Raw genomic sequence first — 22,635 nt, 5'->3', positions numbered from 1 at the left:
ATCAGGCGGTGGTCGACTCCGCGGCGCGCAGCTCCTGCACGCCGACGAAGCGGTATCCCACGTTGCGCACGGTGCCGATGAGCGACTCGTGCTCGATCCCGAGCTTGGCCCGCAGCCGGCGGATGTGCACATCGACGGTCCGGGTGCCGCCGAAGTAGTCGTATCCCCAGACCTCCTGCAGCAACTGGGCGCGGGTGAAGACCCGCCCCGGGTGCTGTGCGAGGTGCTTGATGAGTTCGAACTCTTTGTAGGTCAGATCTAGGGACCGGCCCCGGATGCGCGCGGAGTAGGCGTCCTCGTCGATGACCAGGTCGCCGGCGGTGATCGGGCCGCCCTGCTCCTGCTCCTCCGGTGCCGAGCGGGTCAACGCCAGGCGGATGCGGGCCTCGACTTCGGCCGGGCCGGCGGAGTCCAGCAGGACGTCGTCGATCTGCCATTCGTGCGTCAGCGCGGCCAGGCCGCCCTCGGTGAAGACGGCCAGCAGGGGGCGGAGGTGCCGGTACTGCGCAGCAACCGGCACAAACCGCGAGCGCCGGCCAGGTCGCGACGGGCATCCAGCAGGACGACATCGCATTCGGGCGGGTCGATGAGGGCCTGGGGCTCGGGGGCAGAATCCGGACACGGTGGCCGAGCAGTCCGAGGGCAGGCAGGACTTCGACGCTAGAGCCTCGCGCCTCCGTGAGCATCAACAGCCGTGCCATGGCCTGAAACAATACGACGTCATGGCACGGTAAGAGGGGACTTCGCGCAGAGCCGTGACATCTGCCACACCGTCGCATCGGTGGTCGCCGGCGGGATTCGGAACCCCTCGAACTGGCCCCCACCTGCACAAACGCAGAGAGCTAAGTAGATGAACGTTGAACGAAAGGTGACCGGATGTCGGACACGGTGCAGGAGCTGACGGTTCGGTTCTGGGCGGCGGCCCAGGAGGCGGCCGGTACCCACTGCGAGGTGTACGACGCCTCGAGCGTCCGCGACATCGTCACCGACGCCTCCGCGCGGCACCCGGCGCTGGTCACGGTGCTACCGCGCTGCAGCCTGCTGCTGGACGGGGTCCGCGTCGGCGATCTGGACACGCCGGTGTCGGGAGGTCAGGTGCTGGAGGTCCTGCCGCCATTTGCCGGCGGGTGAGGGCCGGACGACGGAGTTGTCGGCGGAGCGCAGCGGAGTCGGCGGCGTAGGAGGAGGGGTCTTGCCCGGCGGCCAGGGTATTTGCCGGCGGGTGAGGGCCGGACGACGGAGTTGTCGGCGGAGCGCAGCGGAGTCGGCGGCGTAGGAGGAGGGGTCTTGCCCGGCGGCCAGGGTATTTGCCGGCGGGTGATTCAGCGGTTATCTGCAATCCAGCGGAGTTTTTGGATCTCATAGCTCCGCTGGATTGCCGATTGCCGCCGCTGTGCCGGACGGGTCCGAGGTGGGGTTTGCAAGGATGAGCGGGTGAGCACCGAGGAAGCCGTCGCCGAGACGCCGCTGTCGGCGGTGTCGGCAGCCGCTGCGACGGTGGGTGCGGTCCTGCTCGCGGCACTGACTCCTGCGGGCCCGGTGTGGGTGGGGATCGGCGTACTCGTGCTCGGTCTGCTCCTCGCGCTCGGGTGGCTGGCGCTGAGCCCCACGCGGTGGGGGATCCGGCAGGTCGTTGCGATCGGTGCGGTGCTGATCGCGGCGTGCGGGATCGGTTCGGACGCGGGCGGTCACCCGCACTGGTTGGCGCTGGCCCTGGCCGGCAGCCTGGTGATCGCCTTCCTGGTCCAGTTGTTGCGCACGGACGGTCGCGCGGACGTCGTCGGCTCGCTGGCCAGTTGTGCGCTGGCGTTCGCAGTCCTCGCCTGCGGCGGTCTGGCGCCGTTCGCGGCGGCGCGGCCGCACGCCGTACCCGTGGCCTGGACGGTGACGATCGGGGTCGTCGCCAGTGTCCTGACCCGCTTGGCCGTGCAGCGTACGTCGCTGGATCTGGAGTGGGCGGTGCCGGTCGCGATGGTGGTCGGCGGCATCGGCGGGGTGATCATCGCCGGCGGCACCGGCCTGGCGTGGAACCGGCTCCTGCTGGTCGGGATGCTGGCCGCGGGGCTGGCCCACGCCGTACGCCGGGTGTTGTTGACGGCCGCGGTCCGGGACCGGGCCGCGCACGTCGCCGTCGGTGTGGCGATCGCCCTCAGCGGCGGGGTGATCGCCTACGCGGCCACCTGGTGGCTGAACCGCTGAGGCTCAGCCCACCCGCTTGAGTTCGGCGGAGACGTGACTGTGCATCGATTGACCGACGGCCGCCATCTCCATCACCCACAGCAGGTTGGAGTTGACGTAGCCGTACATGCGGGTCGCGGCCGAATACTCCTTGGCGTGCGGACTGCGCAGGACACCGTCGGTCTGTAGCTGCACCTTCGCGGTCTCGGTCTTGCCGTAGTACATCTCGACGATGCCCATCGGATGGGCGAGCAGGAATTCGACCTCGCCGTCCGGCAACGGCCGCCAGAACCCGAGTTCGGTGGCCAACGGCTTGACCTTCTCGCCGGCGTCATCCAGCAGCCACGTGTGCGAATGCCATTCAAGGAACGGTCGTCCGTCGTGGAAGCACTCGATCTCCTGGCCGAAGTTTGCTGATTCGATCGTGGGGTAGCCCAGGACGCCCGCGCCCTCCCAACGGCCGATCAACCACGCCAGGGGTGCGAGTTCACGGGGCAGATCCAGGTCGAGTTCGAAGGGCATCAGTCACCAGCATTCGGCACGTTCGTGCCCTCGGTGTAGGTGGACATTTGGTCGGTGGCCAGCGCCTTGCCCAATTGGGCCAGCAGTTGGGTGTCGACGATGTCGACGTCCTGGCCGCCGATGTTCTCGAAACCGCTGATGGGCGCGGTCTTGAAGTGCAGATCCTCGCCGCGGATGTTGCGCAGACTGAGCGCCAGGGAGCGGATCGTGGAGGAATCGAACGATTCGTCGACCGTGGTGTACCGGGTGACGTCGTCGATGGCGGTGGACAGGGTGACCGGATTCAGCAAGGTGCCGGCGGACAGGGTCTTGGCCAGGACCGCTTGGATCCAGGCTTGCTGGTTGCGACCGCGGTCCAGGTCGCCCTGGGCCAGTTGGTGACGCTCGCGCACGAAGCCCAGAGCCTGTTCGCCGTTCATGTCGTGCCAGCCCTTGGTCCAGGTGCCGAAACCGGGTTCGTCGAATCCTTGAGGGACGTAGAGACGGACGCCGCCGAGGGTGTCGGTGAGATCGGCGAAACCCTGGAAGTCGATCTGCGCGACGTGGTCGATACGCAGGTTCAGCATGCTCTGCATCGTCTGGACCAGCAGCGGCGCACCGCCGTAGGAGTAGGCCGCATTGATCTTGTTCTTGCCGTGCCCGGGGATGTCGACGTACATGTCGCGCGGGAAGTGGATGATGTCGATCCGCGAGCGGTCGTTGTCGATGTGCATCAGTTGAATGACGTCGGAGCGGGATCCGGCGCCGATCTCCTGATCGCGGGAGTCCGACCCCAGCAGCAGGATGTTCTGCGCGTCGCCGGCGCCGGGGTTCTTGGCCGGCTGGGAGCCGACGGGCAACATCGCTCCGTGTTTGACGTTGGCATCCAGGAGATGGTTGAGGTACAGCGCGAAACCGCCGCCGACCAGGACCAGTACCGTCAGGATGGAGGCCAGTGACAACAGGGCAACCTTCAGCTTGCTCACCGGTTTGCGCCTCTTGGCCCCAGATTGCGCCTCCGCAGTGTCGACATCTGTGTCGGCGGTCATGGCGCCATTCTAGGTCGGGCAAACGTGCGTCTCCGCATTATCGGCGGAATGCCCGCCGCCTGCTGCAGGTTGCCTGGATATGACCGTTCCGCCGCTCCCGCGCTCCGTCCTGCTCGACACGCCCGGTGCCGTCGAAGGCACCGGGACCGATGAGGGTGTCGCGGCGCATTACGGCGACCCGGTGCGGGAGCAGCGCCTGCTCGAGGACGGCTTGGCGGTGGTCGACCTGTCGCATCGCGGTGTCGTGCAGATCACCGGCCCGGACCGGCTCAAATGGCTGGACTCGATGACCACCCAGCAGATCAAGGACCTACCGGCGCACACCTCCGTCCAGGACCTGGTGCTCAGCCCCAAGGGGCACGTCGAGCACGATCTGCACCTGGTCGACGACGGTTCGACCCTGTGGATCACGGTCGAGCCCGGCACTGCGCCCGCCCTGGTCGCCTGGCTGGACTCGATGCGGTTCATGCTGCGCGTCGAGGTCGCCGATGTCAGCAGCGAGTACGCCGTGCTGGGCGAACCGATCAGCGCTGAGTCCCTGCCGGCGGAGTTGAGCGATCGCGGCGTCATCGCGTGGCGCGATCCATGGCCGGCGCTGGGGCCGGACACCGCGTCATACTCCGAAGTAGCGGAGCATCCCGGCACCGGCTGGGCGTGGCGGGAACTGATCGTGCCGCGGGACGCCGTACGGGCAGAGGCCGGTGACCGTCCGCTTGCGGGCCTTTGGGCGCACGAGGCGATGCGGGTGGCGGCCTGGCAGCCACGGCTCGGCCGGGAGACCGATCACCGGACCATCCCGCACGAGTTGGACTGGTTGCGCACCGCGGTTCATCTGCACAAGGGCTGCTACCGCGGCCAGGAGACGATCGCCCGCGTGCACAACCTGGGCCGCCCGCCGCGGCGGCTGGTCTTCCTGCACCTGGACGGGTCCGGGCACGTGCTGCCGGAGCCGGGGACCCCGCTGGTCACCGAGGAAGGCGGCCGGCCGGTGGGTTCGCTGACCTCGGTTGCGCGGCACGCCGTGGACGGACCGATCGCGCTTGCGGTCGTGAAGCGCTCGACGCCGACCGATGTGACCCTGTTCGCGGGGCCGACCAGCGCCGCGCAGACCGTGATCGTCGCACCGTAACCTGCTGGCTGTGATCTCTGCTTCGCAGGCCGCGCTCGCTGCCGCCCCCGTCCTGGCCGTCGTCGAACGCAGCGGATTCGTGGAGTCGGTGCATCACGGGGTCGCTGTCGTGACAAACCCCGACGGCTCGGTGGAACGCGCGATCGGCGAGGTCACCGCGCCGTGCTTCCCGCGATCGTCCAACAAACCGATGCAAGCGATCGCGATGCTCGAAGCCGGGCTCGACGCCTCGGGTCCGCTGCTGGCGCTCGCAGCCGCCAGCCACTCAGGGGAGGACTTCCACCTCGACGGCGTGCGCTCCATCCTGGCCGCTGCCGGACTCGCCGAGGACGACCTGCAGAACACCCCGGATTACCCGTACGACGATCTGGCCCGCCGCGCCTGGATCGAGGCCGGGCGCGGACCGACCTCCCTGGCGCAGAACTGCTCCGGCAAACACGCCTCGATGCTGGCGGCGTGCGTGGCGGCGGGTTGGGATCCTCGACGTACCGCTCACCGCAGCACCCGCTTCAGGTGCTCACAGCGTCGTCGCTGGAGTCGCTGGCGGGTGAACCGGTCGCGGCAACCGGAATCGACGGCTGTGGGGCGCCGGTGATGGCGATTTCGCTGGCGGGGTTGGCGCGGGCGTTCGGGTCGATCGCCGCGTCTGCTTCCGGCCCGGCGGCCGCGGTCCGCGACGCCATCCGTTCCTACCCGGAGTATCTGGGCGGCACCCGCCGCGACGTGACCGAACTGATCCGCGGCGTCGACGGGCTGATCGCCAAGGACGGGGCCGAGGCGGTGTACGCCGTGGGGCTGGCGGACGGGCGAGGTCTGGCCCTCAAGGTCGCGGACGGCGCTCAGCGCGCCCGCCCGGCGATCATGGCTGCGTTGCTGTCCTCGGTCGGGGTCCGGGCCGACGTCCTGGACACGTTGTCCGACGTCCCGGTGCTCGGACACGGTCAGCCCGTGGGCGCCATACGGGTTGTCGGGATCTGATGTCCGCTTAGGCTGGTGTCGTGAGCCTCGACATCGTCCAGGGGTACGTCGCCCTCATTCTCGGCGCTGCGGTGCTGGCGCTGCAGGTGTTCGCGTTCGTCGAAGCGCTGCGCTACCGCACGGACGCCTACCCGGCGGCGGGGAAGCTGACCAAGATCGCGTGGTCCGCGATCACCGGCGTGGCGGTGCTGATCGGGCTGCTGTCGTTGCGGTCGCCGTTGAACATCTTCGAATTGCTGGCCGCTGCGGCGGCGATCGTCTTCCTGGTCGACGTACGCCCGGCGTTGCGGCAGGTGTTGGGCAAGGACAACGCGAAGGGTGGCCGCGGGCCTTACGGCGGCTGGTGAGCTGAGCGAGGACGGAGTTGTCGGCGAGCGCAGCGAGTCGGCGGCGTAGGACGAGTGAGGTTCACCGGGCGCAGAGGGTACGGCGGCTGGTGATGCCTTCCTCCAACTAGAGTCGCTGCTGTGAAAGCGACTGTGTTGCATGCCCCCGGCGACGTCCGCCTCGAAGAGGTTCCCGACCCGCATCTTGCCACGTCGCAGGACGCCATTGTCCGGGTGATCAAGGCGTGCGTGTGCGGCTCCGACCTCTGGTATTACCGCGGTGACAGCCCGATCAAGAGGCCGATGCCGTTCGGCCACGAATTCATCGGTGTCGTCGAAGAGGTGGGCTCCGACGTCAGCACGGTGCGACCCGGCGACTTCGTGATCGCGCCGTTCACCTTCTCCGACAACACCTGTCCGCCGTGCCGCTCCGGCTTTCAGTCCGTGTGTGACCACGGTGGCGTGTGGGGCCGAAAGGATGCCGACGGCCGACCCGTCGACGGTGGCCAGGGTGAGTTCGTCCGGGTGCCGTTGGCCGACGGGACGTTGGTCGTCGCCGGTGAGCACGACGCCGCCCTCGAATCGTCCCTGCTCACGCTCTCGGACGTGATGGGCACCGGCTGGCACGCTGCCACGTCGGCCGGTGTCAGCGAGGGCGACACGGTAGCCGTCGTCGGTGACGGTGCGGTCGGGTTGTGCGGTGTCATCGCGGCGGCGGCCAAGGGAGCCGGACGCATCATCGTGATGTCCCGCAACGCCGAGCGCACCAAACTGGCAATGGACTTCGGTGCCACCGACATCGTGGCCTCCCGCGGCGAGGAGGGCGAGGCCGCGGTCCGCGACCTGACGGACGGCGTCGGTGCCGATGCCGTCCTGGAGTGTGTCGGCACCGGCCAGTCGATGAACACCGCCATCACCATCGCCCGCCCGGGTGCGACCGTCGGCTACGTCGGCGTCCCGCACGGGGTGGAGTTGCCGATCGGCCGGATGTTCGGCACCAACGTGGGCATCGCCGGTGGCGTTGCGCCGGTGCGCCGTTACCTGCCGGACCTGATCGAATTGGTCACCTCCGGTCGGATCGATCCCGGCAAGGTCTTCGATCTGACGTTGCCGTTGTCGGAGGTGGCCGAGGCGTACGCCGCCATGGACGAGCGCCGCGCGATCAAGGCCCTTCTCGAGGTCGGCTGATGTTCCGGTTGATCCTCGGATCCAGCGGTACGACTGGGGTTCGTACGACGCGCTGCCGCGCTTGACCGGCCGTGCGCCGGGGGATCAACCCGAGGCCGAACTGTGGTTCGGCGCCCACGAGGCGGCACCGAGCGGCGTACCGGCTCCCGATGGGGATACGGACCTGGCGGTGCTCTACGAAGCCAACCCGGAGGCGCTCGTCGGCGCGGATGCCGTGCGGCTGTTCAACGGCCGGTTCCCTTTGTTGCTCAAGGTGCTGGCGCCGACGAAATCCCTTTCGATCCAATGCCATCCGAGTCGTGAGCAGGCACTGGACGCGCCGCCCGGGACCTACGTCGACAACTGGCCGAAGCCGGAAGCGTTCGTCGCCATCACCCCGTTCGAAGCGTTCGCCGGGATGCGCGACTATGACGAGATCGTGACTTTGTTGCCCGGTCTCGACGTGCCCGAACTATCCGCGATCGTCGAGTGGTCCAGCGGTCAGGACGAGCCCGCGGTGGCGCTCCTCGAGGCGCTGCTGACACTGGATCTGCAGGTCCGGAACTCATTGGTGCGCAGTGTGCTCGGCGCCATCTCCGACCGCGACGACGACCCGGCTTTTGCCGCTGTGCGTCGCGTGGCGCAGGACTTCCCGGGCGACATCGGGCTCGTGGTGCTGTTGACCATGACCTACCTGACGGCCGCCCCGGGTGACTACGTTTTCGTGCCCGCCGGCTGTCTGCACGCCTACCAGAAGGGGATCGCCGTCGAGGTCATGGCCAACTCCGACAACGTGATCCGGGCCGGGCTGACCTCCAAGGCCATCAACATTCCGGAGTTGTTGCGCATCGTGCGCCCACGCTCGGAGCCGGTGCGCCGCCGTGAGCCAGTGGGTCGGGTGCGCGATTACGGCTCAGACACCGACTACTTCCACCTGTACGCCGTGGGGTCGGGTTCCGAGCCGACCCCCATCCCCGGGGCCGGTCCGCGAATCGTTCTGTCACTGCTGGATTCGTCGACCATCAGCTCGGGCGGAACCAGTCTCGAACTGGCCAGCGGTGATGGCGCGTTCCTGGCTCCCGGTGAGGAAGTCACCGTCGAGGGCACCGGCACACTGTTCGTCGCTGCCACCGGCTGAGGCCGTAAATGGGAGTGAATTGGTAGGGTGCTCCCATGGAGGTCACTATTGATGCAGCGGGCCGGCTTCTCCTGCCCAAAGCCGTGCGTGAATCCCTCGGTTTGACCCCCGGTTCCAAGGTCGATGTCTCTGTCTATGGCGCGGGTGCTCAGATCACGCCGGGCGGACGGACGGCGAGACTCGTGCGCGAGGAGAGCGGTCGCCTGGTCGCGGTGAGTGAAACCCCGGTCTCCGATGATGACATGTTCGCCGTGATCGACGCGGGCCGAAGGTGACCCGGCCGGTCTATGCCATCGACACCAGCGTGGCTGTCCCGCTGCTGATCTCAGCGCATACCGCACACGCATCGGTCACGAGGTGGGCCGACGGTAAGAGTCTTGTGCTCAGCGGGCACGCACTACCCGAAACGTACGCCGTCATCACCCGTCTGCCCGGCGACGCCCGCGTGCTCCCCAGTGACGCCGCGACCTTGATCGACGACAACTTCGGAGCGCCGTCGGTGCTGGAAGCGGGGGTTGCGGTTGAGCTTCACCGCACCTTGGCGAGCGCAGGCTTGAGCGGAGGATCGACGTACGACGGGTTGGTCGCCCTAGCCGCCCGCGAGAGTGGACTGCCCCTCGCCACCCGGGACGCACGGGCCAGGGCGACGTACGACGCGCTCGGCGTCGACACCGTCCTGCTACCCGGATAGCCGGGCGCTCTTTCTGGAGCGATCGAGGTTCTGCAGGTCGTTTCGCCTGGATTCGTCCTGCACATCGTGAATCGCTCCAGAATCGTGAGCGGGGCAGCTACGGCGCCACCGCTGACCAGGCAACCGTGAGTTCGCCCAGCCGCCAACGGGATTCGTCGTCCAACAGCGGCCACCCGGCCGAGCGCAGCGCCAGTGCGGTGTGCCGGAAACGCTGCCGCGCGCCGTACGTCGAGTAGCCGGCCGACCGTGCCCACGCACCTGACAGGTCGCTGACGAACGCGTGCACCGGTGACCCCGGAACGTTGTGATGGATCAGCGCCTTCGGCAACCGCTCCGCCACGATCGCCGGGTCGTCCAACTCGCGCAACCTGAGCGACACGGTCAGTGACACCGGGCCGGAGCGCTCTAGCGCCACCCACGACGCCACCCGGCCGAGTTCGTCGCACGTGCCGTCCACGATCAGCCCGTCGGGATCCAGTCGCGACTGCATCAGCGACCACGCTGCGGCCACCGCGGACTCGTCGTACTGCCGCAGCACGTTGAACGCGCGGATCACCCGCACCGTCCCCGGCAGCGGGATCTCGAAACCGCCGACCGCGAAGGACAAGCCGGGCCGGGTCAGCGGCGCAGCGGCCTCGACTCGGGAGGGTGAGATCTCCAAACCCACAACGGACACGTCTTTCCGGACCGCCAGCAACCGGTCGGACAGTTCGCGCGCCGTCACCCCGGACGCGCCGTACCCGAGGTCCACCACGGTCGGTGCGGCACCGGATCGCAGCCGCCAGCCCTGCGGTCCGGCCAGCCACCGGTCGCAGCGGCGCAGCCGGTTGGGATTGGTCGTACCCCGGGTGATCGCACCCACGGGACGGTTGGCCGGCACCGCTCCAGCGTAGGGTTTGCCGCGTGGACATCCGGCGTGTGGCGATGCTGTCGGTGCACACCTCGCCGCTGGAACAGCCCGGCACGGGGGACGCCGGCGGTCTGAACGTCTATGTCGTCGAGACGGCCCGCCGGCTGGCGCAGCGCGGGGTGGAGGTCGAGATCTTCACCCGGCGCACCTCGGCCAGCCTCGCCGACGAAGTGCTCCTGGCGCCCGGAGTGCTGGTGCGGCACGTGGATGCCGGGCCCTACGAGGGTCTGCGCAAGGAGGACCTGCCCGCCCAGTTGTGCGCGTTCGCGGCCGAGGTGATGAGTCAGGTAGCCCGCCACCCGCACGGCCACTACGACCTGGTGCATTCGCATTACTGGCTTTCCGGGCAGGTGGGGTGGCTGGTCGCCGAGCGGTGGGGTGTGCCGCTGGCCCACACCATGCACACGATGGCCAAGGTCAAGAACGCCGCGCTGGCCGACGGAGACACCCCCGAGCCGCTCACCCGCATCGTCGGTGAAGAGCAGGTCGTGCGCGTGGCCGATGTGCTGATCGCCAACACCGAGACCGAAGCCGGCGAGTTGATCGACCTGTACGGCGCCGACCGGGCCAAGGTGCGCGTCATCGAACCCGGGGTGGACCTCGCGACCTTCAGCCCCGGCGCCGCGAGCGCCGCGCGCCACCGCTTGGACCTACCCGAAGACGCCGACCTGCTGCTCTTCGTCGGGCGTATCCAGCCGCTCAAGGCACCGGACGTCCTGTTGCGATCAGTCGCGAGGCTGCTGGCACGCGAACCCGATCGACGGGCACGACTCATCGTCGGAGTGCTCGGCGGTCCCAGCGGCACCGGCCTGGAGCGGCCGCGCGCTCTGCAGCAACTGGCCCGCGATCTGGGGATCGCCGACGTCGTGCAGTTCGTCCCTCCGGTGTCGCGCACCGGCCTGGCCGACTGGTTCCGCGCCGCCGACCTGGTCGCCGTACCGTCCCGCTCGGAGTCTTTCGGCCTGGTCGCACTGGAAGCGCTGGCCAGCGGTGCACCCGTGCTGGCCGCCGATGTGGGCGGATTGCCCGGCGCCGTGGGCCCGGGCGGCCGACTCGTCCGCGGCCACGACCCCGCGGACTGGGCGACTGCCATCGCGGCTCTGCTCGATGATCCTGACCTGCGCAAACAGTTGAGCGAGGCGGGGATAGCGCACGCTGCCGCCCACGGTTGGGAACGTACGACAGATGACCTGTTCTCGGCGTACGTCGAGGCCGTGCACCACAAAAGGAGCGCCTCGTGAGTACCCAGCAAGCCGTCTACGACACCATCGCCGCGTTCCTCACCGCCAACCAGATCGACTGGGAGCCCGGCGCTCGCGACTTCGAACTGGTCGCCAACCTGCCCGGTGAGCGCAAACTGAAGACCGGCTGCTCCCTGTTGGTCGGCGAAACCGACCTGACGACAACCGCTTTCGTGATCCGCAACGCGGACGAGAACCACGTCGGGTTCTACCGCTTCCTGCTGCGCAAGAACCTCAAACTGCCCGGCCTCGCCTACGGGATCGACGGTGACGGCGACGTCTACGTCACCAGCCGGGTACCGATCAGCGGGGTGGACGACGTGTACCTCGACCGGCTCCTCGGAGCGGTCCTGGCGGCCGCGGACGAGGTCTTCAACGAGCTGCTGGTGCTCGGATTCTTCAGCTCGATGAAGAAGGAATGGGACTGGCGGATCTCCCGCGGGGAGTCCACCCGCAACCTGGAGGCCTTCCGTCACCTGTTGGCGCCCGAGACCGGTCCCTAGACTGGGCGCCATGACCTACACGTTGGTGCTGCTGCGGCACGGTGAGTCCGAATGGAACGCGCTGAACCTGTTCACCGGGTGGGTGGATGTCAGCCTCAGCGAGAAGGGCCGGGCCGAGGCCGCGCACGGCGGGGAACTGCTGGCGTCCTCCGGTGTGCTGCCGGACGTGGTGCACACCTCGCTGTTGCGCCGCGCGATCAACACCGCGAACATCGCGCTGGACGTCGCCGACCGGCACTGGATCCCGGTCAAGCGCAGCTGGCGGCTCAACGAGCGGCACTACGGCGCGCTGCAGGGCAAGGACAAGAAGGCCACCCTGGAGGAGTTCGGCGAGCAGCAGTTCATGACCTGGCGCCGGTCTTTCGATGTTCCGCCGCCACCGATCGAGTTCGGTTCGCAGTACAGCCAGGACGGCGACCCGCGGTACGCCGACCTCGGGGACGACATGCCCCGCACCGAATGCCTCAAAGACGTCATCGCCCGGTTCCTGCCTTATTGGAACGAGTCGATCGTTCCTGACCTGAAGTCCGGCAAGACGGTGCTGGTCGCGGCGCACGGCAACAGCCTGCGGGCCGTCGTCAAGCACCTCGACGGCATCTCCGACGATGACATCGTGGGGCTGAACATTCCCACCGGGATGCCGTTGGTCTACCAGTTGGATGAGGACCTGAAGCCCATCACCCCCGGCGGCGAGTACCTCGACCCCGAAGCGGCCAAGGCAGCTGCAGAAGCCGTGGCGAACCAGGGTCGTTAGAGGGCTTCAGTCACCGATCTCGGCGTTGGGCCGACGGCCGGTGACCAGGTAGACGATGCGGTAGGCCACCGAGGTGGCGTGGTCGCCGAACCGCTCGAAGTAGCGGCTCAGCAAGGTCGCGTCGATCGCCGCCTCCACCCCGCTGGTGTAGGACGGGTCGACCAGGATCCCGAAGATCTGCCGGTGCAACTCATCGAGTTCCTGGTCGCGCTTCTCGATCTCCTCGGCCGCGGTGACGTCCTTGTCCGCGATCGCGGCGGCGACCCGTTCGGCCAGGTCCTGGGTGATCTTGGACATCTGGACGAAGATCTCGCGCAGTTCCGGGGGTACGGCGTGGTCGGGGTAACGCAGTCGCGCCACCTTGGCCAGGTGCTCGGCGAGGTCGCCCATCCGCTCGATGCTGCTGGACATCTGCATCGCGGTGACGACCATGCGCAGGTCGGTCGCGACCGGCTGCTGCCGGGCGAGCAGGTCAACGGCCAGTTCATCGACCTGGTCGCGGATCGTGTCGATGTCGGTGTCGGAGGCGATGACGCTCTCCGCGAGCTGCAGATCGGCGTCCAACAGGGCAATGGTGGCGCGGCTCATCGCGGTGCCGACCAAGGTGGCCATCTGGACCAGGTCGTCGGAGATCCGGTCGAGATCCTCGTGGAATCCGGTGCGCATGGGGTGTCCTCTGATGTCGTGACCGTACTGTCGATGGCGGGTGGAGGTCAGGCCGCACCCGCGTGCCGAGGTGACAGTCGCAGTATCTCGTGAACGCAGTCGGGCCGGAAGGTGAACATCAGGGGCCCGGCCGCCGCCCAGTCGGTTCTGAGTTGGCACGCCATCGTACGGCGTGCGTACATTGATCGACGTGGAGTTCCTGCTGGTCGCGATCGGCTGTCTGGCCGTCGGCGCAGTGCTCGGCGCTCTGGTCGCGCGGTCGCGCCAGCCCCAGGTCGTTTCCCCGGCGGCAGCCGCCGACGTCGATGAGGTCCTCCCGGCCGCGGCAGAGGACGTCCTGGCGGTGCTGCCGGACGTCTACGTGATCGTGGACGCCTCCGACGGAGTACGCCGATCATCGGCCAACGCCAGCGCCCTCGGCCTGATCCGGGCCGGTGAGCTGGCCCATCCGGTGCTGCGCGACCTGGTGCGCACCGTCCGGCGCGAGAACACCGTGCGCGACTTGGATCTGGACGTGCCGCGCGGACCGTTCGGTCATGAGCGGCTCTCGATCGGAGTGCGTGCAGGGGTGCTGGATCGCGGCCTGGTGCTGTTATTGATCGAGGACCGCACGCAGTCGCGCCGGGTCGACGAAACCCGCCGTGACTTCCTGGTCAACGTCAGTCACGAGTTGAAGACCCCGGTCGCCGGGATGACCCTCTTGTCGGAGGCGATCGACGAAGCGCGCAACGACCCCGAAGCCGTGCACCGCTTCTCGGTGCGGCTGCGCTCGGAGAGCGTGCGCCTGTCGCGACTGGTCCAGGAGATCATCGAACTGTCCCGGCTGCAGGTCAGCGAGAATCTCGAGCAACCGGTTGTCGTGGACGTCGAGAGCTGCGTCCGCGACGCGCTGGAGCATCTACGGATGGTGGCCCAGGATCGGGAGATCACCGTGGCGTTCAGCCCGTCCGGCGAGCGGCCCACGGTGTACGGCGACCCGCACCTGCTGACCACCGCGGTGCGCAACCTGGTGGAGAACGCGATCAACTACTCCGACCCGGGCACCCGGGTCACCGTCACCGTCCAGGCCGATGCCGACCTGGTCAGCATCCTGGTCAAGGATCAGGGCTCGGGGATCCCGGCCGCCGACCTGGACCGGATCTTCGAACGTTTCTACCGGGTGGACGCAGCCCGCTCCCGCCGCACGGGCGGGACCGGTCTGGGTCTGGCCATCGTGAAACACATCTGCGCCAACCACGGCGGCGAGGTCGGCGTCTGGTCCGAGGAGGGCCAGGGCTCGACGTTCACCATTCGGATCCCTGCCGCGCACGCGCCCGCCGAAGCGCGCCAGGACAGCCCCCAGGAGGCCACCGCATGACCACTCGGATTCTGCTCGTGGAGGACGAGGAATCGCTCTCGGACCCGTTGTCCTACCTGTTGGGCAAGGAAGGGTACGACGTGGTCGTCGCGGACGACGGCCAGCGCGCGCTGGACCTGTTCGAATCCGACGGTGCCGACCTGGTTCTGCTGGACCTGATGCTGCCCGGCGTCTCCGGGATCGAGGTGTGCCGCACGATCCGGGCGCGCTCCGGCGTACCGATGATCATGCTGACCGCAAAGGACTCCGAGGTCGACAAGGTCGTCGGTTTGGAGTTGGGCGCCGATGACTACGTCACCAAGCCGTACTCGAGCCGGGAACTCCTGGCCCGGATCAAGGCGGTCCTGCGCCGCGGCACCGAACCCGAGGAACTGGTGCCGGCGACACTGAGCTCCGGTCCGGTCCGGATGGACGTCGAGCGGCATACGGTCGCCGTCGGCGGGAAGTCGGTGTCGTTGCCGCTGAAGGAGTTCGAGCTGTTGGAGCTGCTGCTGCGCAACACCGGCCGGGTGCTCACCCGCGGTCAGTTGATCGACCGGGTGTGGGGCAGCGACTACGTGGGGGACACCAAGACACTGGACGTGCACATCAAGCGGTTGCGGGCGAAGGTCGAGCCGGACCCCTCGAACCCGCAGCACATCCTGACCGTGCGGGGTCTGGGCTACAAGTTCGAGAACTGAGTCCTACTCGGGCTTACTCGCCGGCGGACGAGGTCGGTGCGTCGTACGTCGCGTGGCTGACCGACGCCGAACCGTAGGGCGCGGTGTCCAGGACCACCGGCACACTGACCGGCACGCTGCCGCCTGCCTGGGTCGCGAAGGTCACCTGGGTGTTGGCCCCCGGCTCGGCGCCAACGGCGGCGATGTTCACCGGACCGGCGGTCGCGGTCGTGTTGCCCGACGGCTGCCCGTCGAGGCGCACCGCGGTCGCCGCCGGAACCGTCACGGTGGTCGCGCTGCCGCCGGTCGGCGTCACGGTCAACTGGACCGGCTGCTGCGTGGGGTTGGTCGCGGTGCCGGAGACGTGCCCCTGCGCCCCCTTGGCGGAGGTAACGACCAGCAGGTTGGACAGGTGCACCGGCCCGACGTTGACGGCGATGCCGTCGGAGGCGTTGTAGCTGGTGACCTCATCGGGGGAGAGGTAGAAGCAGCCGCTGAGGGTGAGCGCGGTGCCCGTCAGGAGAACGCCGGCCAGCAGCGGACGGGCCAGGCGGGCCGTGGTGAGGGTTCGGGCGGTTCGTCGCGTCACGCCGCTCAGGATAGCGGGTCGCCGCCGCACGCCGTACGCCACTCCGACAGTGCACGTCGCGCGCCCGCGAGACAGATCGGCAAACGTTTGTCAAGGGTTGTTCTGGGCCGTCCTATGGCACCTGACCAGCGCAAACGACCATGAGGCCGGTCACAGTCCCGTGTTATCCTGGGACCCGCGAAAGGGGCTAAATCCATATGGTTTTCAAGGTCGGCGAGACCGTCGTGTATCCGCATCACGGCGCAGCACTCATCGAAGAGATCAATGTCCGCAAGATCAAGGGTGAGGACAAGCAGTACCTCAAACTCAAGGTCGCTCAAGGCGATCTGACCATCGAGGTACCCGCCGAGAACTGCGACCTCGTGGGTGTCCGCGACGTCGTCGGCAAGGAAGGCCTCGACCGCGTCTTCGCGGTGCTGCGCGCCGACCACACCGAGGAGCCGACGAACTGGTCTCGTCGCTACAAGGCCAACGTCGAGAAGCTCGCCTCCGGCGACGTGATCAAGGTGGCCGAGGTCGTGCGCGACCTGTGGCGCCGCGACCAGGTCCGCGGCCTGTCCGCCGGTGAAAAGCGCATGCTCGCCAAGGCCCGGCAGATCCTGGTGTCCGAGCTGGCCCTGGCCGAGCACACCAACGAGGACAAGGCCGAAGCCACTCTCGATGAGGTCCTCGCGTCCTGAGCCCCACCCCGATGTCCGCCGACGCCCGCAGCGATTCCGCTGCGGGCGTTGCGTCGTCCGATCCGAACAGTGCCGTGGCGGCCATCGTCGTGGCCGCCGGACAGGGCACCCGCCTGGGTGCGGGGATACCCAAGGCGCTGGTCCCGCTGGCCGGTGAACCCCTCGTGGTTCACGCGGTACGCCGGGTGCGGGCCTGTGCGCAGATCGGGCCGGTCGCGGTGGTCGCGCCCGGTGACCTGTTGGCGCAGTTCGCAGCACTGCTGACGGACTTCGAGGTGAGCGTGGTGGCCGGTGGTGTCGAACGCACGGACTCGGTAGGAGCCGGGCTGGCCGCCCTCCCCGCGACGAGCCAGGTCGTGCTCGTCCACGACGCGGCCCGTGCGTTGACGCCGCCGGCATTGTTCGACGCTGTCATCGAGGCGGTGCGCGACGGCGCCGATGCCGTCGTGCCCGGCATCGCCGTGTCCGACACGATCAAGCAGGTCGACGCGGCCGGCCACGTCGTGGCCACCCTTGACCGGTCGGTGTTGCGTGCCGTCCAGACCCCGCAGGGTTTCACCCGGGCCGCCTTGACCGCCGCCCACGCGTCGGGCGACCTGGCCACCGACGATGCGGCGCTGGTCGAGAAGGCGGGCGGCGTCGTACGGGTCATCGACGGCTCGCCGCTCGCGGCCAAGGTGACCACCGAGACCGACCTGGCGTTGCTGACCCACCTGGCGGCCGGCTTATGACGACTCTGCCGCGCACCGGCATCGGTGTCGATGTGCACCGCTGGGCGGCCGACCAGCGCCCGCTCTGGCTCGGCGGGGTGCTCTGGCCGGACCAGAACGGGCTGGAAGGGCACTCCGACGGCGATGTGGTCGCGCATGCGATGTGTGACGCACTGTTCTCGGCGGCCGGGATCGGTGACCTCGGCCAGCATTTCGGCGTCGACCGACCCGAGTTCGCCGGCGCCCACGGGGTGGCGTTCCTGGCGGAAGCGGCCCGGTTGGTGCGCGAGGCCGGATTCGACATCGGCAACGTGGCGGTACAACTGATCGCGAACCGTCCCAAGTTCGGACCGCGGCGCGATGAGGTGCAACAGGTGCTGGGCGATGCACTGGGTGCACCGGTCTCGGTGGCGGCCACGACCACCGACGGCGTCGGCATCACCGGACGGGGCGAAGCGGCCGCGGCGATCGCGACCGCGCTGGTCTACCGGAACGAGTAACGATTCTGCTGTGAGCACACGCCGTCGGTAAACTCCGCAAGTGGCCATGCAGATCTACGACTCCCTGACCCAGGAGCTGCGCGACTTCGTCCCGCTCCGCGAGGGCAGAGCGAGTATCTACATCTGCGGGCTCACCACTCAGGGTGAGCCGCATATCGGACACATCCGGTTCACCGTCGCCTTCGACATCCTGCGCCGTTGGCTGACCATCGGGCACGGGCTCGAGGTCACCCTGGTCCGCAACGTCACGGACATCGACGACAAGATCTTGAACAAGGCCGCCGAGGCCGGCGTGGCGTGGAACGAGTGGTCCTACCGCTTCGAGCGTGCAACCAGTGACGCCCTGGACATCCTGGGGGTGCAGCGACCCTCCTACGAGCCGCGCGCGACCGGGCACGTCACGGACATGGTCGAGTTGATGCAGATCCTGATCGAGAAGGGGCACGCGTACGTCGCTCCCGACGGCAGCGGCGACGTCTACTTCGACGTGCGGTCCTGGCCGGCGTACGGCGAGTTGACCCACCAGCGCATCGAGGACATGGAGTCGGCGGCCGACGCCGATCCGCGGGGTAAGCGCGATCCGCGCGACTTCGCCCTGTGGAAGGGCCGCAAGGCAGACGAACCCGAGACGGCCAGCTGGCCCACGCCGTACGGGCAGGGTCGGCCCGGCTGGCACCTGGAGTGCTCGGCGATGGCCCGCCGGTGGCTCGGGGACGAGTTCGACATCCACGGCGGCGGCATCGACCTGCGCTTCCCGCACCACGAGAACGAGTTGGCCCAATCCCGTGCCGCCGGGTTCGGATTCGCCCGGTACTGGATGCACAACGCCTTCCTGACGCTGGCGGGGGAGAAGATGAGCAAGTCGCTGGGTAACGGGCTCAGCGTGCCGGAGCTGACCCGGACGATCCGCCCGATCGTGCTGCGCTTCTACCTGGGGTCGGTGCACTACCGCTCGACGCTGGAATACGCACCGGGCTCGCTGGCCGAGGCAGAGGCTGCCTTCAGCCGGATCGAGACCTTCCTGGGCCGGGCCCTGCCAGATGGGCCGGTCGAAACCGGCGCTGTCCCTGCGTCATTCGCGGCCGCGATGGATGACGATCTGAACGTCTCCGAGGCGCTCGCGGTCATCTACACCGCGGTCCGCGACGGCAACAGCCTGCTCGCGGCCGGAGACTCAGCGGGCGCGGCCGCCGTCGCGACCGATGTGGTCGCGATGCTCGACGTACTCGGCGTCAACCCGTTCGACGCGCACTGGTCGGCCGAAGCGTCCGACAGCTCCGGCGAGGCGCTCGCGGTGCTGGTCGAGGCGCTGCTCGACCAGCGGTCGGCGGCCCGCGCCGAGAAGGACTTCGCGACGTCGGACCGCATCCGAGACCAACTATCGGCCGCCGGAGTCGCCGTCGCCGACAACCCGGACGGTGCCACCTGGTCGCTGTCCACCGACGGAAAGCACTGATATGCCTGGCAATTCGCAACGACGCGGCTCGATCCGCAAGGGCACGTCGAAGAAGGGTGCGGTCGTCGGAAGTGGCGGTCAGCGCCGCCGGGGGCTGGAAGGCAAGGGCCCCACGCCGAAAGCGGCCGAGCGACCCAACCACAAGGCGTACAAGTCGGCGCAACGCTCCAAGCCGGCAGCCCGACCGGCCGCCAAACGCAGCAACAAGCCGAGCAGCGAAATGGTCGCGGGCCGCAATTCGGTGCTGGAGGCGTTGCGGACCGGCATGCCGGCGACCACGCTCTACCTGGCCGGTCGCATCGACTCCGACGACCGGGTCCGGGAGATCCTGAAGATCGCCGCCGCAGAAGCGATCCCGATCCTGGAGACGACCCGGCAGGAACTCGACCGGCTCACCGACGGAGCCGTGCACCAGGGAGCGGCGCTGCAGATCCCGCCCTACGACTACGCCCACCCGGCCGATCTGATCGACCCGCAGGCACCGGGCATCCCACTGGTCGTGGCCCTCGATGGCATCACCGACCCGCGCAACCTCGGCGCCATCATCCGCTCGGTGGCGGCCTTCGGCGGGCATGGGGTGATCGTCCCCGAGCGGCGCTCCGCCGGCATGACCGCGGCAGCGTGGAAGACCTCCGCCGGTGCTGCGGCCCGGGTCCCGGTGGCGCTGGCGGGCAACCTGACTCGCACGTTGGAGGAGTTCCGCAAGGCCGGCTTCTTCGTGCTCGGCCTGGACATGGACGGCGACGTCGAACTGCCCGAGATCACCCTGGCCACCGAGCCGTTGGTGATCGTGGTCGGCTCGGAGGGCAAGGGCTTATCCCGGTTGGTCGGCGAAACCTGCGACCAGATCGTGTCCGTGCCGATGTCCTCGGCGGTCGAGTCCTTGAACGCAGGGATCGCCGCGTCGGTCACCCTCTACGAGATCTTCAAACAACGGCGCAGCGCGTAGCCGCGTCGGTGCCGGCTACTTGTCCCAGTTCTTGATGGTCTCCTGGGCGCTGACCTTCGGCGCCGGAACCGCCACGGTCGACATGATCTTGTCACCGAGCGTCTGACGCTTGGCGTCCCACAGCGGGAACAACCAACCGATGTAGCAGATCAGCGAGTCCACGAGGTGCGCGATATCGCGCACGAACGCCATGAGCGCCCCGATCGGTTGACCGGTCTGCTCGCTGATCACCTTGACGCCGACGACCCCGCGGCCCACGCTCTGGCCGGTGTTGCCGCCCTTGAACCAGCGGTTCCAGGCGAGGATGACCAGACCCACTATGTACCCGATGAAGACGATGAACCGGCCGAAGCCGCCACCGATCGAGGCGCCGATCAGCTCGATGATCCATGCGGGCACGGCACCGATCAAGAAGTCGATGATGAAGCCGCCGGCCCGGGTCGTCCACGACGAGTAGGCATCGGGGCCGGGCCCCGCATAGCCGGGTACCGGGTAGCCACCGGGTTGCTGGCCGCCGTAACCGTAACCCGGTGCGGGCGGGTACGCCTGTCCGGGCTGCTGGTAGGCGGGTGGCTGCTGGGGTGCGGAGTAGGACGGCGGCCCCTGGGGCGCCGGCGGCGGCGGGTTGTACTGGGGCGGCTGCTGGCCCTCGCCGGGCGGCCCGGGCTGACCGTAGGGGTCGCTGGGACCGCCGGAGTCGTTCGACATGCTTCCTCCTTGGACGGACGAGCGACGCCGCTCGCGTTGGGTGTGAGCCTAGGGCTAGTTCCGCCTGCGTCGCAGCAAATGCCCGGGTCGGAGCGTTGTGGCGCAGTACCGTTGCCAGATGGACCGATCGGCGACGCGCACGCGGGCGGCTCCCGCCCTGACTGCCGTCGTCGCACTCGGCGGGCTCGCGCTGCTGCACGCCCGCACGCCGGGGGCGCACGGTTTCTACCCGCCCTGCCCGCTGCTGACCCTCACCGGTTTCTACTGCCCGTTCTGCGGCGGGTTGCGGGCCACCGCGGACCTGACCCGCGGCGATGTGGCCGGTGCGTTCGCTCGCAACCCGATCGTCCCGCCGCTGCTGCTCGTTGCGGCCCTTGTCTGGGCCCGGTGGGCGTGGTCACACGCTGCGGGCGGTGATTGGCGGCCGGCCCTCGGTGCGCGAACGACCTACTGGGTGTTGGGTTTTCTCGCGGTCTTCATGGTGGCGCGCAACGTGCCCGGCTGGACCTGGCTGTCGCCGGCCTAGCGGCCCAGCTGTGCGGGCTCACTCGTGGGCGCGCACCGGGATCGACATCGTGTCGACCCCCACGACCGCTGCCTCGTCCGGTTTCGCGGGCAGGATGCGATGGACGTAGTCCTGGGTGGCTTCCGCGAGACTGACGTCGTGATCGGCGGCTTCGGACAGATACCAACGGTTCTCGAGGACTTCGTGGAAGATCTCGGCGGGTTCCAGCTTGCCGCGCAACTCCGGCGGGACCGCCCGCACGACCGGTTCGTAACACGTCGCCAACCAGTCGTGGGCGACCTGTTCCTCATCGTCGTTCTGCCGGTTGGTGGCCGCCCGGTAGGAGTCCAGGTCGTTGAGCAAGCGGCGGGCCTGGTTGTCCTCGACGTCAAGACCGGTCAGCCGCAGCAGCCGTCGCGAATGGTGTCCGGCATCAACGACTTTGGGCTGGATCTGCACGGTCGTACCGTCGATGTCGGTGGTCATCGACAACTCATCGACGTCGAAGCCAAGGTCGTTGAGTCGGCGGATCCGCTCGTCGACCTTGAACAACTTGCTGGCATCGAAGCGCTCGACGGCGGTGACCTCGTGCCACAGCGCCTCGTAGCGCTCCAGGATCCGCGCCGACACATCCACCGGATCGACGCGTTCGTCGACGAAACCGCCGGCCTGCAGATCCATCAGCTCGCCGGCGATGTTGACCCGGGCGATGTCCAGGTCGTGCTCCCGCTGGCCGTCGGACAGCGAATCGTGCAACTCACCGGTCTCGGCGTCGACCAGGTAGGCGGCGAATGCGCCGGCGTTGCGCTTGAACAGCGTGTTGGACAGCGACACGTCACCCCACCAGAAGCCAATAAGGTGCAGCCGGACGAGGAGGGCCGCAAGCGCATCGAGCAACCGCGCGGCAGTGTCCGCACGCAGGGTCTGGCTCATCATCGCCCGATAGGGCAGCGAGAACTGCAGGTGACGGGTGAGCAAACAGGCGTCCAGCGGCTCGCCGGCCAGATCGACCCGACCGTCGACGACCCCGATGGGTTCGACGACCGGTTGGTCGAGACGGCGCAGCATCCGCAGCATCTCGTACTCGCGGCGCGCGATGTCCGCCTTGATCTCCTTGATCGCGACAACCCGACCCTCGACCCGGGTGAACCGCACGATGTGCCGCGAGATGCCCCGGGGCAGCGCGGCCAGGATCTCCTCGGGCCACTCCTCCAGAGGCAGCCGCCACGGCAACCCGAGCAGCGCCGGCCACGGCCGCGCGGTGAGGATGTCGAGCGCCACACTCTCATCG

26 protein-coding genes and 2 pseudogenes are annotated in these 22,635 nt (G+C 68.5%); 20 read left to right on the top strand and 8 right to left on the bottom strand.

The features are described 5' to 3' along the window. Position 1 precedes the first annotated feature (1 nt). Positions 2–701 (bottom strand): annotated as a pseudogene (locus tag ACFQBT_RS16480) (response regulator transcription factor). Between the two features lie 175 nt (positions 702–876). On the opposite strand from ACFQBT_RS16480, the gene ACFQBT_RS16475 reads away from it, so the two are divergent. Together ACFQBT_RS16475 and ACFQBT_RS16470 are read left to right on the top strand one after the other, a co-directional pair. After that, positions 877–1,131: a MoaD/ThiS family protein gene (locus tag ACFQBT_RS16475; RefSeq protein ID WP_377824344.1), complete on the top strand. Its 255-nt coding sequence runs from the start codon at positions 877–879 to the stop codon at positions 1,129–1,131. A gap of 303 nt (positions 1,132–1,434) precedes the next feature. Then, complete coding sequence (locus ACFQBT_RS16470; protein WP_377824342.1) at positions 1,435–2,199, top strand: hypothetical protein; 765 nt, start codon at positions 1,435–1,437, stop codon at positions 2,197–2,199. Between the two features lie 3 nt (positions 2,200–2,202). On the opposite strand, the gene ACFQBT_RS16465 is transcribed toward ACFQBT_RS16470, so the two are convergent. Next, a complete protein-coding gene (locus tag ACFQBT_RS16465; protein WP_377824340.1) occupies positions 2,203–2,700 on the bottom strand; it encodes a heme-binding beta-barrel domain-containing protein in 498 nt (165 codons plus the stop codon). Further along, a complete protein-coding gene (locus ACFQBT_RS16460) occupies positions 2,700–3,728 on the bottom strand; it encodes an LCP family protein (RefSeq protein ID WP_377824339.1) in 1,029 nt (342 codons plus the stop codon). The genes ACFQBT_RS16465 and ACFQBT_RS16460 overlap by 1 nt, the downstream gene beginning before the upstream one ends. Positions 3,729–3,807: 79 nt before the next feature. Here ACFQBT_RS16460 and ygfZ point away from each other — a divergent pair, with 79 nt between their 5' ends. From ygfZ to ACFQBT_RS16425, 7 genes and pseudogenes are all read left to right on the top strand, one after another. Continuing rightward, positions 3,808–4,857, top strand: coding sequence for a CAF17-like 4Fe-4S cluster assembly/insertion protein YgfZ (gene ygfZ, locus ACFQBT_RS16455; RefSeq protein WP_377824337.1), 1,050 nt, complete (start codon positions 3,808–3,810; stop codon positions 4,855–4,857). A gap of 10 nt (positions 4,858–4,867) precedes the next feature. Continuing rightward, positions 4,868–5,835 (top strand): annotated as a pseudogene (locus ACFQBT_RS16450) (asparaginase). A gap of 20 nt (positions 5,836–5,855) precedes the next feature. Beyond that, the gene (locus ACFQBT_RS16445) at positions 5,856–6,182 is read left to right on the top strand and encodes a DUF2516 family protein (protein WP_377824335.1); all 327 of its coding nucleotides are present in this window, start codon (positions 5,856–5,858) and stop codon (positions 6,180–6,182) included. Between the two features lie 120 nt (positions 6,183–6,302). Next, positions 6,303–7,349 carry a zinc-dependent alcohol dehydrogenase family protein gene (locus ACFQBT_RS16440; RefSeq protein WP_377824333.1) on the top strand — a complete coding sequence of 349 codons (1,047 nt, stop codon included), beginning with the start codon at positions 6,303–6,305 and terminating at the stop codon, positions 7,347–7,349. Positions 7,350–7,368: 19 nt separating this feature from the next. Then, a complete protein-coding gene (gene manA, locus ACFQBT_RS16435) occupies positions 7,369–8,466 on the top strand; it encodes a mannose-6-phosphate isomerase, class I (RefSeq protein WP_377825533.1) in 1,098 nt (365 codons plus the stop codon). Between the two features lie 35 nt (positions 8,467–8,501). Continuing rightward, positions 8,502–8,741: an AbrB/MazE/SpoVT family DNA-binding domain-containing protein gene (locus ACFQBT_RS16430; RefSeq protein ID WP_377824331.1), complete on the top strand. Its 240-nt coding sequence runs from the start codon at positions 8,502–8,504 to the stop codon at positions 8,739–8,741. After that, the gene (locus tag ACFQBT_RS16425) at positions 8,738–9,157 is read left to right on the top strand and encodes a PIN domain-containing protein (RefSeq protein WP_377824329.1); all 420 of its coding nucleotides are present in this window, start codon (positions 8,738–8,740) and stop codon (positions 9,155–9,157) included. The genes ACFQBT_RS16430 and ACFQBT_RS16425 overlap by 4 nt, the downstream gene beginning before the upstream one ends. A 97-nt stretch (positions 9,158–9,254) precedes the next feature. Here ACFQBT_RS16425 and ACFQBT_RS16420 read toward each other — a convergent pair whose 3' ends face one another. Further along, a complete protein-coding gene (locus tag ACFQBT_RS16420; RefSeq protein ID WP_377824327.1) occupies positions 9,255–10,037 on the bottom strand; it encodes a class I SAM-dependent methyltransferase in 783 nt (260 codons plus the stop codon). A gap of 44 nt (positions 10,038–10,081) precedes the next feature. On the opposite strand from ACFQBT_RS16420, the gene mshA reads away from it, so the two are divergent. From mshA to ACFQBT_RS16405, 3 genes are read left to right on the top strand one after another with little or no spacing between them, the layout of a single operon-like run. Then, on the top strand, positions 10,082–11,308 hold the full coding sequence (mshA, locus tag ACFQBT_RS16415) for a D-inositol-3-phosphate glycosyltransferase (RefSeq protein WP_377825531.1): 1,227 nt from the start codon (positions 10,082–10,084) through the stop codon (positions 11,306–11,308). Then, complete coding sequence (locus ACFQBT_RS16410) at positions 11,305–11,811, top strand: type III secretion system chaperone family protein (RefSeq protein ID WP_377824325.1); 507 nt, start codon at positions 11,305–11,307, stop codon at positions 11,809–11,811. The genes mshA and ACFQBT_RS16410 overlap by 4 nt, the downstream gene beginning before the upstream one ends. A 10-nt stretch (positions 11,812–11,821) precedes the next feature. Then, positions 11,822–12,565, top strand: coding sequence for a phosphoglyceromutase (locus ACFQBT_RS16405; protein WP_377824323.1), 744 nt, complete (start codon positions 11,822–11,824; stop codon positions 12,563–12,565). A gap of 6 nt (positions 12,566–12,571) precedes the next feature. On the opposite strand, the gene phoU is transcribed toward ACFQBT_RS16405, so the two are convergent. Next, the gene (phoU, locus tag ACFQBT_RS16400; RefSeq protein WP_377824319.1) at positions 12,572–13,231 is read right to left on the bottom strand and encodes a phosphate signaling complex protein PhoU; all 660 of its coding nucleotides are present in this window, start codon (positions 13,229–13,231) and stop codon (positions 12,572–12,574) included. A gap of 190 nt (positions 13,232–13,421) precedes the next feature. Here phoU and ACFQBT_RS16395 point away from each other — a divergent pair, with 190 nt between their 5' ends. Beyond that, positions 13,422–14,588 carry a sensor histidine kinase gene (locus tag ACFQBT_RS16395; protein WP_377824317.1) on the top strand — a complete coding sequence of 389 codons (1,167 nt, stop codon included), beginning with the start codon at positions 13,422–13,424 and terminating at the stop codon, positions 14,586–14,588. Further along, positions 14,585–15,268 carry a winged helix-turn-helix domain-containing protein gene (locus tag ACFQBT_RS16390; protein WP_377824315.1) on the top strand — a complete coding sequence of 228 codons (684 nt, stop codon included), beginning with the start codon at positions 14,585–14,587 and terminating at the stop codon, positions 15,266–15,268. The genes ACFQBT_RS16395 and ACFQBT_RS16390 overlap by 4 nt, the downstream gene beginning before the upstream one ends. 13 nt (positions 15,269–15,281) lie before the next feature. Here ACFQBT_RS16390 and ACFQBT_RS16385 read toward each other — a convergent pair whose 3' ends face one another. Beyond that, positions 15,282–15,836 (bottom strand): hypothetical protein, encoded by a 555-nt coding sequence (locus ACFQBT_RS16385; protein WP_377824314.1) that lies wholly within the window; start codon positions 15,834–15,836, stop codon positions 15,282–15,284. A 197-nt stretch (positions 15,837–16,033) separates the two neighbouring features. Between ACFQBT_RS16385 and ACFQBT_RS16380 the strand changes: the two genes are divergently transcribed. Genes ACFQBT_RS16380 through rlmB form a run of 5 tightly spaced genes read left to right on the top strand, consistent with a single transcriptional unit; the run spans position 16,034 to position 20,131 of the window. Next, positions 16,034–16,516 (top strand): CarD family transcriptional regulator, encoded by a 483-nt coding sequence (locus tag ACFQBT_RS16380; RefSeq protein ID WP_109686649.1) that lies wholly within the window; start codon positions 16,034–16,036, stop codon positions 16,514–16,516. Positions 16,517–16,527: 11 nt separating this feature from the next. Then, a complete protein-coding gene (ispD, locus tag ACFQBT_RS16375; protein WP_377824312.1) occupies positions 16,528–17,247 on the top strand; it encodes a 2-C-methyl-D-erythritol 4-phosphate cytidylyltransferase in 720 nt (239 codons plus the stop codon). Then, positions 17,244–17,726, top strand: coding sequence for a 2-C-methyl-D-erythritol 2,4-cyclodiphosphate synthase (gene ispF, locus ACFQBT_RS16370; RefSeq protein ID WP_377824310.1), 483 nt, complete (start codon positions 17,244–17,246; stop codon positions 17,724–17,726). The genes ispD and ispF overlap by 4 nt, the downstream gene beginning before the upstream one ends. A 40-nt stretch (positions 17,727–17,766) precedes the next feature. Further along, positions 17,767–19,182 carry a cysteine--tRNA ligase gene (gene cysS / locus ACFQBT_RS16365; RefSeq protein WP_377824308.1) on the top strand — a complete coding sequence of 472 codons (1,416 nt, stop codon included), beginning with the start codon at positions 17,767–17,769 and terminating at the stop codon, positions 19,180–19,182. A gap of 1 nt (position 19,183) precedes the next feature. Next, positions 19,184–20,131 (top strand): 23S rRNA (guanosine(2251)-2'-O)-methyltransferase RlmB, encoded by a 948-nt coding sequence (rlmB, locus tag ACFQBT_RS16360; RefSeq protein WP_377824306.1) that lies wholly within the window; start codon positions 19,184–19,186, stop codon positions 20,129–20,131. Positions 20,132–20,146: 15 nt separating this feature from the next. Here the strand turns inward: rlmB and ACFQBT_RS16355 are convergent, their stop codons facing one another. Continuing rightward, positions 20,147–20,839 (bottom strand): RDD family protein, encoded by a 693-nt coding sequence (locus ACFQBT_RS16355; protein WP_377824305.1) that lies wholly within the window; start codon positions 20,837–20,839, stop codon positions 20,147–20,149. Between the two features lie 118 nt (positions 20,840–20,957). On the opposite strand from ACFQBT_RS16355, the gene ACFQBT_RS16350 reads away from it, so the two are divergent. Continuing rightward, entirely contained in the window at positions 20,958–21,365 is a 408-nt protein-coding gene (locus ACFQBT_RS16350) for a DUF2752 domain-containing protein (protein ID WP_377824303.1), read from the top strand. 18 nt (positions 21,366–21,383) lie between these two features. On the opposite strand, the gene ACFQBT_RS16345 is transcribed toward ACFQBT_RS16350, so the two are convergent. After that, entirely contained in the window at positions 21,384–22,625 is a 1,242-nt protein-coding gene (locus ACFQBT_RS16345) for a DUF4032 domain-containing protein (RefSeq protein WP_377824301.1), read from the bottom strand. Positions 22,626–22,635: the final 10 nt, after the last annotated feature.

It is taken from the genome of Branchiibius cervicis, assembly GCF_042661605.1.
Lineage (GTDB): Bacteria > Actinomycetota > Actinomycetes > Actinomycetales > Dermatophilaceae > Branchiibius > Branchiibius cervicis.
This window is presented reverse-complemented; position numbering and strand designations above follow the sequence as displayed.